The organism is Hymenobacter sp. YIM 151500-1, from assembly GCF_025979885.1.
Classification (GTDB): domain Bacteria; phylum Bacteroidota; class Bacteroidia; order Cytophagales; family Hymenobacteraceae; genus Hymenobacter.
Window position 1 is genome coordinate 2,705,390 of the sequence record NZ_CP110139.1, and the last position, 12,576, is coordinate 2,717,965.

Here is a 12,576-nt window from a genome sequence, read left to right on the forward strand (position 1 = left end):
GCGGGAATGTACCGTCCTTTGTAGCTACCCATGTTGGTTAACCCTGTTCTATGAAAATACTTCGACTCACCCTGGCGCTGTGCTTGGGGGTAGTAGGCTCGGCTGCCGCGCAGGAGCTTCCCTACCAGACGCCGCCCCGAGCCATTGTCGCCCTGGCCGATGCCCCGCCTACGCCCCGCGTCAGCTTTGCCTCCAACGGCCAGTGGATGCTGCTTATGGATGTGCAGGACATGCCTTCCATTGCGGAAGTGAGCCAGCCCGAGCTGCGCCTGGCGGGCCTGCGCATCAACCCGCGCACCAACGGGCCCAGCCGCACCAGCTACGCCACCTCCCTGCGCCTGCGCCGCCTGCCCGAGGGCAAGGAGCTACTGATTCAGGGCTTGCCCGGCAAGCCGTTGATTAGCGACGTGCAATGGTCGCCGGACAACACCAAAATTGCCTTCACCCATACCACCAAAAACCACGTGGAGCTGTGGCTGGTGGACGTGGCGTCGGCCTCGGCCCGGCTGGTGCCCAATCTGTTTCTGAATGCCATTTTCGGCACGCCCTACGAGTGGCTTTCTGACAGTAAGACCATCATTGCCCGCGCCGTGGTGGGCGGCCGGGGCGAAGCGCCCAATACGCTGCTGCCGCCCACGGGGCCCATTATCCAGGAAAACGTGGGCCGCACCGCCGCCGCCCGCACCTACCAGGACCTGCTGAAAAACCCCACCGACGAGCGGCTGTTCGACTACTACGGCCTGACGCAGATTGTGAAAGTGGGCCTCGACGGGCGCATGGCTCCGCTGGGCCAGCCCGGCCTGATTCAGCAGGCTTCGCCCTCGCCCAGCGGCAAGTACGTGCTGGTGCGCCGCCGCCACCGCCCCTACTCCTACACCCTGCCCGTGAGCAGCTTCCCGCAGCGGGTGGAGGTGCTGAACCTGGAAGGGCTGGTGGTGAAAGAGGTGGCCGACCTGCCCCTGGCCGACAACGTGCCCACCAGCTTCGACGCCGTGCCCACCGGCCCGCGCTACCACGGCTGGCGCGAAGATGCCCCCAACACCCTGTACTGGGTGGAGGCCCAGGACGGCGGCGACCCCAAAACGGAAGCCGCCGTGCGCGACAAAATCTTTGCTTTGCCGGCGCCTTTTGAAGGGCAGCCCCAGGAGCTGGCGGCCCTGCCCCTGCGCTTCCGCAGCATCCGGTGGGCTACCGACAAGCTGGCGCTGGTGGAAGGCTACCGCTGGGCCGACCGCCGCGAAACCATGTGGACCCTGGATTTGGCCACCAAAACCTCGCTCACGCCCTTGTTTGAGCGCTCCTCCCAGGACACCTACACCGACCCCGGCACGCCCTTTATGCAGCGCAACGCCCTGGGCCGCTACGTGCTGGCCACCGATGGCGCCGGCGACGTGGTGTACCTGATCGGGGCCGGTGCTTCGCCGGAGGGCGACCGACCGTTTGTGGACGAGCTGAACGTGCGCACCAAGAAAGGCCAGCGCTGGTGGCGCAGCGAGGCGCCCTACTACGAAGTGCCCGTTACCATTCTGGACGCCGGCAAGCGCATCTTCGTAACCCGCCGCGAGTCGGCGCAGGAGGTGCCCAACTATTTCCTGCGCGACGCGCCCAGCCTCAAGCTTACGCCTCTCACCAAGTTCACGAACCCCTACGCCAGCATCGGCAACCTGCAAAAGCAGGTGCTCAAGTACAAGCGCAATGATGGCGTGGAGCTGACGGCCAACCTCTACCTGCCGCCCAACTACAAAAAGGAGGACGGCCCGCTGCCCACCTTGCTGGAGGCGTATCCGGTGGAGTTTAAAGACAAGAAAGAAGCCGGCCAGGTGAAAGGCTCGCCCTACACGTTTACGCGCTTGTCGTGGGGCTCGCCGGTGTTCTGGGTAACGCAGGGCTACGCCGTGCTGCAAGGCACCAGCATCCCGATTGTGGGCGAGGGCAAGAAAGAGCCCAACGACACCTACGTGCAGCAGCTCACGGCTTCGGCCAAGGCTGCTATTGAGGAAGGCAAGCGCCTGGGCGTCGTCGACCCCAGCCGGGTGGCCGTGATGGGCCACAGCTATGGTGCCTTCATGACGGCCAACCTGCTGGCCCACACCAATTTGTTCCGGGCTGGCATTGCCCGCAGCGGCGCCTACAACCGCACGCTCACGCCGTTTGGCTTCCAGGGCGAGGAGCGCACCTACTGGCAGGCCCCGGAGGTGTACAACACTATGTCGCCGTTCAACTACGCCGACAAAATCAAGACGCCCCTGCTGCTCATCCACGGCGAGGCCGACAACAACTCCGGCACTTTTCCCATCCAGAGTGAGCGGTTCTACAACGCCCTGAAAGGCCACGGCGCCACGGTGCGCTACGTGGTGCTGCCCGCTGAGAGCCACGGCTACGCGGCCCGCGAGTCCATTATGCACATGCTCTGGGAGATGAACACCTGGCTGGACACCTACGTGAAGAAAGCCGCCTCCGCCCCTGCCGACAACGCCAAAGCTGAGGCCAAGTAATTCGTTTTTCGCTGCTCGTTTTTCGTCACAGCCCCGGACTTTTGTTCGGGGCTGTTTTTTGTGCCTGACCTAGGCGTGGAGAAGATGTTGCAGAGGATGCGGACGGGAGCAAGCTGAAGCTTGTTTTACAGGCTACTATAACCCTGATTTTTTGGTCTGCGTAAGAAGGCGCAGTACCATTTTTCTTTCCTAAAGGCAAGCGTCATGAAAATGTTCAAGATATATGCGGCCATGCTTTCGGCCCTGTTTGTAGTAGAAAGCACTGTACTGACCTCAGAAGCTGCTGCGCAGGAACGTCCGCGCAAGCCCTGGAGCCGGAAGGCCAAAGGCGCCGCCATTGGTGGCGGGGCAGGGGCCGTAACGGGTGCCGTGGTGGGCGGCGGTAAAGGTGCCGTAATCGGTACCGTAGCCGGAGCCGCCGCCGGGGGTATCATCGGCCGCAAAAAAGACAAGAAGAAAGACCGGGCCCGCTACGACCAGTATACCCGCAAAGACTAAGGTTGTAGAAGTGAGATATGAGAAGGTCGAGGTAAGACCTTTCTTCTCTTGCTTACTTCACAGAAAAGCCCTGAACCATGCGGTTCAGGGCTTTTTCGTTTTAAAGCTGTCCGAAACCGTCGCCAGCCCGTCCTGCTTCATCTGGCGTCCGCGCAGCCGAAGCATCTCTCCCGCTTCGTTGTAATAGTAATCAATTAGCCAGCGGTAGAGATGCTTCGGCTGCGCGGACGCCAGATGAAGCAGGACAGGTAGCCTCAAACATCAGCACACAGGATGCTTCGCCAAGCGGACATCAGATGGAGCATAACAGTCTTCCGATTGCTTAGAACTAGAATCTGTGCAATCAGCTTAATCTGCACAATCTGTGATTATTGCTTTAAAATGCGGCGATACTGAGGCTGGCCAGCTACTTCAGCCCGCAGCCAGTACACGCCCGGCGCCCAGCCGGTGGTTTGCACCTCGACGGCGCCGCTACCTAGCTGGCGCACGGCGGCGCGCACGGAGCGGCCGGCGGCATCGGTAATGTGCACGGCGGCGGGAGCCACCTGGCCGCCCTGGGTGCCCAGCTGCACGGTGAGGCGGCCCGTGGTCGGGTTAGGATATACGAGCAGCGCGGTTTCCTTCGTCTCGGTTCCAGACGTGGTAACCACCGAGAGCCGGCTCAGGCGGTAGGGCCGCAGAAACCGCCAGATTTCGCGGCTGGCGTTGATGTCGCGGTTCGTGACGCCGATGGCAACCGGGGCATCCGGCCAAGTGTGCCCGCCCCCGATGATGCGGTAGTGCTCCACAACGCTGCCGTTGCGGCCCCCACCAAACACCTGCCGCTCGGCGGTGCTGCCGTCGGTGGTGTTGCTATTGGGGACTTGGGTGATGGTGGGCGTGAGGCTGGCGCCGTTGCGCCGGGCCCAGGCCACGAGCAGGTCGGGCACGGGCACAAATAGGGCATTGCCGGTGTAGGGCACAGTGGCATCGGCGGTGCCGTGGATGTGCAGCACGGGCACCGGCCGCGGGGGCGCGCAGGCCGCCAGGCGACTCTGCACCATGCTGCCCGTGACGGAGGCAATGGCTGCCACGCGGTTGCTGAGCTGGCAGGCCAGCTCGTAGCTCATAAAGCCGCCGTTGCTCATGCCAGTGCTGTACACCCGGTCCGGGTCAATCTGGTAGCGCAGGCGCAGCGAGTCAAGCAGGGCCGATAGGAAGCTGACGTCGTCGGGCCCGCCGGAGCCGGGCGCCAGAAACACGTTCCAGTGCCGGTTGCCGAGGGCGTCGCGAGTGCCATTGGGGTGCACTACCAGGAAGTTGGCCGTATCGGCAATGGGCCGGAAGTCGCCGTACAGCTCCTGCTCTTGGTTGCTGGAGCCGTAGCCGTGCAGGTTGAACAGCAGGGGCACGGCACGGCTGCCGGTGTAGGCGCGGGGCACGTAGAGGCGGTACTCGCGCGCCACCCCGCCGTGCCGGATGGTGCCTTGCACGGTGGTTTGCGCCCGGATCAGCACTGGCAGCAACACGAGCAGTACACAGAAAAGAAGTTGTTTCATAGCGTGAAAAAGGTCGGTGAAGTGAAGCTCAGTCTATGCAATAACTCATTCGCTGCTTTTGGGTTAATAAAGCCACCCAGAATACCTGCTACTCTCCCGTTGGTGGCAGCCGCCGCTTTTGCCGCAGCCATGTTTCCACGGCCGGGGTGCGGCGCAGGTGGTTGGCTTGCAGCAGGTCCCAGTACTCGGTAGCCAGCTGGCCGGTCGTAGTAGCGGGATGCTGGGTGCTGAGGTAGACGTAAGCTTGCTGAAACGCGGGTTCCAGCGTTTCGGTGTCGTAAGTAAATGCGGGGGTGTTGTCGATGCCGGCAAACAGCACTTCCCGGTAGAACTGCACGACATTGCCGACTTGCTCGCGGAAAGGCAGCGCGGGGTAGTTGCTCAGCAGCTTTTCCCACTGCACCGTGCGGCGGGCCAGCTCCTGGGGCGGAATCAGCAGCGCCGCATCCGAAAAGACCACCTGCCGCGCTTCCTCATCAACCAACTGCAAGTAGGTTCGCGCCCCGGCTGAGAGCAACTGCGTGAGCGGCCGGGCCACCACGGCAAAGTTGCCTTCAATGGTGGTCATGCCTTCGGGCTGGCGCACAAGCAAGCCGTACCGGCTCAGCTCCGCTTGCCGTGCCTGCAAGGCCGGGGAAATGTTTCTCACCTGGCCTTGCTCCGGCAGCTCCAGCAGCGCCTCATACTCCCGCTGGAGTTTCTCGTTCTTCTCCAACTGCTGATTGAGCTGCTCAACTACCCGCTCATGTAATGCCAGCAGCGGCACCAAGCCGGCATCGGCGGAGGCCGGGCTAGCTCCCCGAAAGTGAGTCAGAAACCGTCGCTGCGCCTGCCCCAACGAGGCCGTGGAGGCGACCGGCAGCGTGTTTACGTACTGCTGATACGCGGCCACCAGGTTGGCATCTGTGCCCGATGCAGCAGTTGGGGCCGGGGCAGTTGGGGCCGGCGAGTTTGCCGGGCGGGTTGCGGGCGTAGGTTTCTCAGCTGGTTGCTGCGGAGAGCAGGCCAGGACCAGGCCTAGCAGAGGCAGAAAGTGAATGCGCATAAAGTAGTCTTCGGAGAAAAAGCTCTTTACAGCCAAAAGTAGTGGGCGCGGTACGGTGTTATCCTCGTGCGGCTCTTCTATCCATTTGCTCGTCGGGCTGGGTCTGGTGCATGGTGGGCTACTGCTGGAGGGCCAGCTACCGGCGCCGCGCCAGCGCGTGGGGCGCTGCGGGCCGAGGGGGGCGGCGTGGATTGGACCAGGCCCCGCAACGGCAGCATAAATTTCCACGACCACCCGTTGCAACCAGCAGGCGCCGCTACCGCACTTCTCGTACAAACCCTGATTCAGCCCACCAACTCCTGCAAGCGGCGGGCGTTGCCGATGGCTGAGGCGTCGATGTCGTTGTTGAAGTACACGAAGGCCTGGGCGGCGCCGGCCGCGCGGGTTTCGGCAGTCAGCCGGGCCAGAAACTCCTCGTCGTAGGGCGACTGGTACAGGTTGGGCACGCCGTGCAGGCGGTAGTAGAGCAGGGGCGCCGTGGCTACCACGGCATCGGGCAAGGCGGGGTGGCTCTGCCCGCAGAAGCTTACGCCGCGCCCGGCCAGGGCCTCGTACACGGCTGGCTGCCACCAGCTCGGGTGCCGAAATTCCAGCACGTTCTGAAAGGCCGGGTTCAGGTACTCCAGGATGCGGGCCAGCCGCTCGGGGGTGTAGGCGGCGCGGGGCGGCAGCTGAAACAGCACCGGCCCCAGCTTTTCCTGCAAGCCCGCCTGTACAATGTCATAAAAATCGGTGAGCAGCCCGCCCACCTGGTTGAACTGATTGTAGTGGGTAATGAGGCGGGGCGCCTTCACGGCAAACACAAAGCCCGGCCGGCTGGCCTGGTACCAGTTGTCGAGCATGGCTTGCTGCGGAAACCGGTAAAAGGTCACGTTCAGCTCCAGGGTGTCGAAGTGCTGGCTGTAAAACTCGAACCAGCGCCGCACGGGTAGCTTTTCGGGGTAGAAGCGGCCCCGCCAGTGCCGGTAGTGGTAGCCCGAGCAGCCAATATGATACGCCGGAGTCTGCTGCATACGTGGTACGGCCCCGGCACCGGCCCGCCCCACGCGGACCCGCCCAAGCCAAGGCGCTATACCCCCAAGCGCAGCGCGAAGTTGCCCCCGCAACTCCCGCCTAGCTCTTCACCAACGCCCTATTTTTACCGATTTATCTTCTCACCTCTCACCTCTCACCTCTCACCTCTCACCTCTCACCTCTCACCTCTCACCTCTCACCTCTCACCTCTCACCTCTCACCTCTCACCTCTCACCTCTCACCTCTCACCTCTCACCTCTCACCTCTCACCTCTCACCTCTCACCTCTCACCCATGATAGACAAAATAGCCTGGCTACATCTGCACGAAGGCCGCGTGCTCAGCACCCGCAGCCGCGGCAAAGACCGGTATTACCTGCCCGGCGGCAAGCGCGAAGCCGGCGAAACCGACGCCCAAACCCTGGTGCGCGAAATCCGTGAGGAGCTGACCGTAACGCTCGACGCCGACAGCCTCGTGCACGTGGGCACCTTCACGGCCCCGGCCCACGGCCACCCGGCCGGAGTACTCGTGCAGATGACCTGCTACGCCGCCCGTTACACCGGCCACCTTCAGCCCGCCGCCGAAATCGAGGAAGTCGTGTGGCTCACCTACCAGCACCGCCCCCTGGTGTCGGCCGTCGACCAGCTCATTTTCGACTGGCTTCGGAAGCAAGGCCAGCTGGCTGAGTAGCACGGTATCGTGGCGGTGGACAGGCAGCTTTTCACTCAGCAGCCTATGGCATTGATTCGCAGGCTGCACAAGGCTCAGCAAGCGGGCTTTTCTGCTGACTGTTTACACGCCCTTGGCCCGCCAAAAAAATTTGGTGTACATGCAACGGCGCCGCGGCGCGCTGGCTCCTCCTAGCAGCGTATCGTCTTCTCATCTTTTCACCTATCTACTTATGCGTCATCTGTACTCCTGGCTGCTGGGCGGCGGCTTATTGCTGGGCCTGAGCGCCTGCCCCATGACTGGCCCCGAGCCCCTACTCCAGCCCCAGTATCGGCCTTTGCTCATGGCCCGTGCCCAGCTGGAGCAGGCCGTGGCCGCGCTGCCCCCGCAAGCCCTGCACAACACCGGCAAAATCTACCTGCGCGGGTCCTACGTGCTAGTGAATGAGCGGTACGAGGGAGTGCACATCATTGATAACCACGACCCTGCCCACCCCAAGCCGGTTGCCTTTGTGCGCATTCCCGGCAACGTGGACCTGGCCATGAAAGGCAACCTGCTTTACGCCGACAGCGGCCCCGACCTGCTCACGTTCGACGTAAGCGACCCGCGCCAGGCCCGCCTGCTGCACCGCGTCCGTGATGCCGTGCCCGAGCTGCCCATGCCCGAGTTTGGCCCCCTGGAAGCTGAGTATCAACCGCAAAACCGCCCCGCCGACGCTGTAGTGGTGGGCTGGCGCAAACTATAACCCCCGCCCATTCCCATGACTTATACTGCTACGCTTCTCTCCTGGGCCCGCGGGCTGATGCTGCTTGCCCTGCTGACTGCCCTGGCCTCCTGCTCTACTAACGATGCCAGTCCGGCCAGTGCTGAGGCCGCGGCCGATGGCAAAGGCGGCTCCCTAGCCCGCTTCACCGTGCTCGACAACACGCTTTACGTGGTAGACAACAGCAGCCTGCGGGTGTTCAGCCTAACCGACCCCACGGCCCCGGCACGCGGGGCCGTGGTGCCACTGACGTTTGGCGTGGAAACCATCTACCCACGCCCGCCCTACCTGTTTCTGGGTACGCAGCGGGGCATGTACATCTTCGATGCCAGCACGCCGGCCGCCCCCCAGCAACTGGCCTTCTACCAGCACGTGGTGAGCTGCGACCCGGTGGTGGTGGACGACCAGTATGCCTACGTAACCCTGCGCGCCGGCCGCACCTGCGGCGGGGGACCCAATCAGTTGCAAGTCATAGACCTCACCAATCTGCGCGCCCCGCGCCTGGCCCGCACCTACGCCATGGAGCGCCCGCTGGGCCTGGGCATCGACAGCAACCTGCTATTCGTGTGCGACAACAACCAGCTCAAAGTATTTGATGCCGGCGCCACACCCCAGCTCACGCTGCGCCAGACCTTCTCCGTCACGCTGGCCGACGTCATTCCGCACCGTGGCCTACTGCTCGGCACAGGGCCCGGCGGGCTCTACCAGTACCGCTACCAAGGCGGCCAGCTTACGCCCCTGAGCCGGCTACCCATTACGCCCACGCCCTGATGCGCCGCACCCTGCTTCTTGGCCTGGCGCCGGGCCTGGTTCTGTTGCTCGGCGGCCCGGTTGCCGCCCAGCAGACGCCTCCTGACGCCACGCCGGTGCCGGCCACCTGGGCCTTCAAGGCTAATTTTACGCCCCTGCTGGCCAAGGGCTACCACCTCACGGCCGAAAAAGCCCTGGGCAGTTCCCGCCACTCCCTCAACCTGACGCCGCAGTGGTACCGGGGCCGCCTCACAGAGTATACCTCCAAGCTCAGCCCCGCCCCGGACGGCGACCGGGTGCGCGGCTACGGCCTGGAGGTGCTTCACCGCATCTATCTGAATCCCCGTTCCGGGCCGCTCGAAGGCTCCTACCTGGCCTACGGTCCGCACTACCAGTACTTCGATGTCGGGTTTCAGGCCCGCAGCTGGCAGCAGTACACTGCCCCCAACGGCCTGCTCTACTACGAGTACCGCCTGGGCCCGCAAACGGAATCCATTCGGCGCTTTGGAGCCGTGGTCGTGTTTGGCCGCCAACTCCGGCTGCAACGCCTGCCGCTAGTGCTGGACCTGGGCGTGGGGCTGGGGTGGCGCGCCGTGCACAGCCGCACCACCGCTCCGCCCACCGGCCGTTACAACTCCAGCCTTAACGACTACGGGCATGAGGGCGTGTTCTTGCCTGTGAGCGTGCGGCTCGGCTGGATACCGCGCGGCTAGCCATAGTCCTTCCAGCTCTTCCCGCGCCCGACCACAGCCGCCTTTGCTGGTGCCTGTTTGCGCCGCCGGTTCCCCTGAACCCTTGGGTACAGGTGGGGCCGGCGGCTGGTATTTTAAACAGCTTGGCAAGAGCGTACACAAATTACTAGCAGTATTGTTTATAGGCTATTATCTTCCAGTAAGATCCGCTAGAACTGACTGCCGCTGGCACGCGTTAGTGCCTTCATTGTACTGCTCTCATTCCGCATTGCACTGCCCCACTCCCCCTTACGCACACACCTGATGGCCACTACCTCACTCCAAGAAGTTGAAATGCTTACGCGCAAAGAAATCGAAACCCGCGCCCAAGAAGCTCTGCAACTAGTTAATACGTCAAGCTTGCCCATTGACCCGGTGAGTTTGGCCAACGCCGCGGGAATTAAAGTGCACACGGCGGAGTTTTCTAATAACAATCTGTCGGGCATGATTTCGAAGCGCGGCCCCGAAACGGTTATTCTCGTCAAGCAAACCGACCCCGATAGCCGCAAGCGTTTCACCATTGCCCACGAACTCGGGCACCACTTTCTTCACCTCACCGACCAGGAGGACGGCGCGTTTGTCGACGATACCATCAATCTATTCCGCGAACAATTTCAAGATTCTGTTCCCCAGGCCCACCGCAAGCAGGAAACTGAAGCCAACCGCTTTGCCGCGGCCTTGCTGATGCCCGAGCCGCTTATTCGCCGGGAATTTGCGCAAAACCCTGATATCGACTACCTAGCCTGGCGGTTTGGTGTATCTGAACAAGCCATGGGCTACCGCATTGCAGAATTAGGCTTACGCTAAATGCAAGACCTGCTGAATGCCATTCCCCCGGAACTGCGCGACCAAGTAGAAGCCGTGGGCCCTCCCGTAGGGCCGGGAGAATTGGAATCCTTTGAGCGCGTGACCCGGGCCCGCGACCAAAGCTATAAACTTCAAACCCTTGTTACTGCCTGGAAACTTCAGAATGAAGCCGAGCGCCAACTGCGCCAAAAAGTGGCCTGGTACATCTTAGGTGCCCTCGCCTTTCAATTGTTGCTCGTCAACACCTGTTATTTCCTCATCGGCTTCGGCGTGCTCCGCGTCGATGCCGACTTGTCCAAAATCTTCGTGCTGGCCGTGTTTGCCGAAGTAGTGGCCATGGTTCTCATCGTACTGCGCTATCTGTTTCCGCAGATTGGCAACGAGTTTTTGCAGCTCATCAAGGAATTGTAGTTGTGTGCTTTGTGCACTTGAACCAGCAGCGCCAGGTGTTTACCTGGCGCTGCTGGTTTTTACCCAGAATACAAAAGTCCATTCGCTGACCGGCTACCTCTGCCGTCATAGGCTTTTCCTTCGAATGTATGATTATACATACCTGCTGACGTTCTCCAATAAGTGTAGCCGCTTGCACTAAAAATAGAACATAGGCTTACTGGTAGATGCAATGGGCAGGCGCTATGCCGATTTCCTTTATGGCCGGGCCTCGATGGCCGTGCCGGGAAAGTCCGTGAATACGCCGTCAATGCCCAGGTCGTAGAAGTTTTTGTACTCGGCTTTCGGGTCGCCCTGGTAAGCAGGCAGCAGCGTGCTGGGCTCGTTGCGGAAGGTGTAGGCGTGCACCACTAGGCCCTTTTTGTGGGCCCGTTCGATGAGGTCGGTGGCGGGCAGCTTGGTCGTGGGCGTATAGGGCTGAATGTAGGGTTTCCAGGGCCCGATGCCAACGGCGTACGTTTTTACGAAGTCCAAGCCGGCGTCGGTGGTGAGGTCGTAGAACGTGCGCGGGTCGCCGGCCACCACAAAGTCGTAAGGCTGGGCGTACGGGGCTTTCATCACCAGCTTGCCGGTGGCGTCCACGTCGTCGGCGTCGAGCAGCTGCACCAGCTTCACCGTGGACTTGCTGTGGATGTAGCGCAGGTTGGCTGTCTCGAATGACTGCACATACACTGGCGCGTCTTTGCTGTTCCAGCCGGCCTGATCGAGAGCAGCCAGAAGCCGGTCAGTCAGGGGCAGCTTCAGGTCCCGCTCATGAAACGTGGGGTGCTTGGTTTCGGGGTACACCCCAATGGTGCGTCCCCTGGCCGCGCTTTGCTGCTTCACCAGCGCCACCAGTTCCTGAAACGTCGGAATCAGAAACTGTCCGTTGTACTCCTGGGGGCGGCTGGCCCGCGGCTGCACGGCCCGCAGCGTCTTGATTTCAGCCAACGTGAAGTCACTGGCAAACCAGTCGGTGTAGGCCACGCCGTCTACCAGCTTGGTGGTTTTGCGGTCGGCAAACTGCGGCAGGCTGGCCACGTTGGTCGTGCCCGACAGCATGGGCTCGTGCCGGCACACCAGCACCCCGTCCTGGGTCAGCACCAAGTCGGGCTCCACAAAGTCGGCCCCTTGCTCGATGGCCAGCGTGTACGCCTCCAGCGTGTGCTCGGGCCGCAGCCCCGAAGCCCTGCGGTGCCCAATCACCAGCGGCGCCTGCCCGCTGAGCGTGCGGTATTTCGGCGAGGCATTGTTGTCGTCGGAATCGTTGCAGGCCCCCAGGCCCAGCAGTAAAGCGGCCGTAAAGAGTAGGTTTCGTTTCATAGCGCAGAAAGTGAATAGGAACGCGGCAAAAGTGGCCGGCCAATATCACTTCCAAATTGCCGTTGGGTTATGAAATTGCAACGCTTGCAAACTCCTACTTGCCCAGCTTATCACGCTCGCTCCGACCCCAGCCTCCGCAAATACGCCCGCTCCGCCCCCGACTTCCACCAGCGCCTCACCCAAGCCCGCCAGGTGATTGATAGGCCAAGGAGTAGGAAGGGTGGTGGAGAGAGAAACGCGTAGCAACAGAAGGCCTAGAGCATTGTCCCGAACTCCTCAGATTGTATCTTCGTTACCAACCTGTCACCTCACGCTGAAGTATATGGCACGTAAGAAACCAGTAGAACTTACTCCAACCGGCTTGAAGCGTGTGCTAAAGAATGCTTCGGGCCGGGTAGTTACTGAAAACCTACACCGCGGTGTACCCATCACCGTGCTCGAACAGGGCCAGATAATTCAGATCCGTCCTGATAATACTCGCCGCGTCGTGCGTAAGCAAGTGGCGAGTCAGCCTG

13 protein-coding genes are annotated in these 12,576 nt (G+C 62.0%); 8 read left to right on the forward strand and 5 right to left on the reverse strand.

Annotation, left to right across the window (positions count from 1 at the left end; translation table 11 throughout):
* Window positions 1-50 precede the first annotated feature (50 nt).
* Both OIS53_RS11265 and OIS53_RS11270 read left to right on the forward strand, forming a co-directional pair.
* Window positions 51-2,495: a S9 family peptidase gene (locus OIS53_RS11265; RefSeq protein ID WP_264678672.1), complete on the forward strand. Its 2,445-nt coding sequence runs from the start codon at window positions 51-53 to the stop codon at window positions 2,493-2,495.
* A gap of 210 nt (window positions 2,496-2,705) precedes the next feature.
* Window positions 2,706-2,993, forward strand: coding sequence for a YMGG-like glycine zipper-containing protein (locus OIS53_RS11270; RefSeq protein WP_264678673.1), 288 nt, complete (start codon window positions 2,706-2,708; stop codon window positions 2,991-2,993).
* Between the two features lie 84 nt (window positions 2,994-3,077).
* Here OIS53_RS11270 and OIS53_RS11275 read toward each other — a convergent pair whose 3' ends face one another.
* The 4 genes from OIS53_RS11275 to OIS53_RS11290 all read right to left on the reverse strand — a co-directional run bounded on the left by OIS53_RS11275 (window position 3,078) and on the right by OIS53_RS11290 (window position 6,589).
* A complete protein-coding gene (locus OIS53_RS11275) occupies window positions 3,078-3,251 on the reverse strand; it encodes a hypothetical protein (protein ID WP_264678674.1) in 174 nt (57 codons plus the stop codon).
* 110 nt (window positions 3,252-3,361) lie between these two features.
* A complete protein-coding gene (locus tag OIS53_RS11280; RefSeq protein ID WP_264678675.1) occupies window positions 3,362-4,531 on the reverse strand; it encodes an extracellular catalytic domain type 1 short-chain-length polyhydroxyalkanoate depolymerase in 1,170 nt (389 codons plus the stop codon).
* An 88-nt stretch (window positions 4,532-4,619) separates the two neighbouring features.
* Window positions 4,620-5,576, reverse strand: coding sequence for a hypothetical protein (locus OIS53_RS11285; protein ID WP_264678676.1), 957 nt, complete (start codon window positions 5,574-5,576; stop codon window positions 4,620-4,622).
* Window positions 5,577-5,860: 284 nt separating this feature from the next.
* Window positions 5,861-6,589: a DUF72 domain-containing protein gene (locus tag OIS53_RS11290; RefSeq protein WP_264678677.1), complete on the reverse strand. Its 729-nt coding sequence runs from the start codon at window positions 6,587-6,589 to the stop codon at window positions 5,861-5,863.
* A 294-nt stretch (window positions 6,590-6,883) separates the two neighbouring features.
* On the opposite strand from OIS53_RS11290, the gene OIS53_RS11295 reads away from it, so the two are divergent.
* The 6 genes from OIS53_RS11295 (at window position 6,884) to OIS53_RS11320 (ending at window position 10,720) form a co-directional block, all read left to right on the forward strand.
* On the forward strand, window positions 6,884-7,279 hold the full coding sequence (locus tag OIS53_RS11295; protein WP_264678678.1) for an NUDIX hydrolase: 396 nt from the start codon (window positions 6,884-6,886) through the stop codon (window positions 7,277-7,279).
* A 211-nt stretch (window positions 7,280-7,490) separates the two neighbouring features.
* Window positions 7,491-8,003: an LVIVD repeat-containing protein gene (locus OIS53_RS11300; protein WP_264678679.1), complete on the forward strand. Its 513-nt coding sequence runs from the start codon at window positions 7,491-7,493 to the stop codon at window positions 8,001-8,003.
* Window positions 8,004-8,018: 15 nt separating this feature from the next.
* Entirely contained in the window at window positions 8,019-8,792 is a 774-nt protein-coding gene (locus OIS53_RS11305) for an LVIVD repeat-containing protein (protein ID WP_264678680.1), read from the forward strand.
* On the forward strand, window positions 8,792-9,484 hold the full coding sequence (locus OIS53_RS11310; RefSeq protein WP_264678681.1) for a hypothetical protein: 693 nt from the start codon (window positions 8,792-8,794) through the stop codon (window positions 9,482-9,484). Before OIS53_RS11305 ends, OIS53_RS11310 begins: the two co-directional genes overlap by 1 nt.
* Before the next feature lie 282 nt (window positions 9,485-9,766).
* On the forward strand, window positions 9,767-10,309 hold the full coding sequence (locus OIS53_RS11315) for an ImmA/IrrE family metallo-endopeptidase (protein WP_264678682.1): 543 nt from the start codon (window positions 9,767-9,769) through the stop codon (window positions 10,307-10,309).
* Window positions 10,310-10,720 (forward strand): hypothetical protein, encoded by a 411-nt coding sequence (locus OIS53_RS11320; RefSeq protein WP_264678683.1) that lies wholly within the window; start codon window positions 10,310-10,312, stop codon window positions 10,718-10,720. It abuts the gene before it with no gap.
* A 237-nt stretch (window positions 10,721-10,957) separates the two neighbouring features.
* On the opposite strand, the gene OIS53_RS11325 is transcribed toward OIS53_RS11320, so the two are convergent.
* Window positions 10,958-12,061: a glycerophosphodiester phosphodiesterase gene (locus tag OIS53_RS11325; protein ID WP_264678684.1), complete on the reverse strand. Its 1,104-nt coding sequence runs from the start codon at window positions 12,059-12,061 to the stop codon at window positions 10,958-10,960.
* Window positions 12,062-12,576: the final 515 nt, after the last annotated feature.

Excerpts from the sequence above, each read along its gene's own strand:
- OIS53_RS11280 (WP_264678675.1), bottom strand. The coding sequence starts at position 4,531 with ATGAAACAACTTCTTTTCTGTGTACTGCTCGTGTTGCTGCCAGTGCTG.
- OIS53_RS11315 (WP_264678682.1), top strand. The coding sequence starts at position 9,767 with ATGGCCACTACCTCACTCCAAGAAGTTGAAATGCTTACGCGCAAAGAA.
- OIS53_RS11285 (WP_264678676.1), bottom strand. The coding sequence starts at position 5,576 with ATGCGCATTCACTTTCTGCCTCTGCTAGGCCTGGTCCTGGCCTGCTCT.
- OIS53_RS11295 (WP_264678678.1), top strand. The coding sequence starts at position 6,884 with ATGATAGACAAAATAGCCTGGCTACATCTGCACGAAGGCCGCGTGCTC.
- OIS53_RS11325 (WP_264678684.1), bottom strand. The coding sequence starts at position 12,061 with ATGAAACGAAACCTACTCTTTACGGCCGCTTTACTGCTGGGCCTGGGG.
- OIS53_RS11305 (WP_264678680.1), top strand. The coding sequence starts at position 8,019 with ATGACTTATACTGCTACGCTTCTCTCCTGGGCCCGCGGGCTGATGCTG.
- OIS53_RS11265 (WP_264678672.1), top strand. The coding sequence starts at position 51 with ATGAAAATACTTCGACTCACCCTGGCGCTGTGCTTGGGGGTAGTAGGC.
- OIS53_RS11270 (WP_264678673.1), top strand. The coding sequence starts at position 2,706 with ATGTTCAAGATATATGCGGCCATGCTTTCGGCCCTGTTTGTAGTAGAA.
- OIS53_RS11290 (WP_264678677.1), bottom strand. The coding sequence starts at position 6,589 with ATGCAGCAGACTCCGGCGTATCATATTGGCTGCTCGGGCTACCACTAC.
- OIS53_RS11300 (WP_264678679.1), top strand. The coding sequence starts at position 7,491 with ATGCGTCATCTGTACTCCTGGCTGCTGGGCGGCGGCTTATTGCTGGGC.
- OIS53_RS11320 (WP_264678683.1), top strand. The coding sequence starts at position 10,310 with ATGCAAGACCTGCTGAATGCCATTCCCCCGGAACTGCGCGACCAAGTA.
- OIS53_RS11310 (WP_264678681.1), top strand. The coding sequence starts at position 8,792 with ATGCGCCGCACCCTGCTTCTTGGCCTGGCGCCGGGCCTGGTTCTGTTG.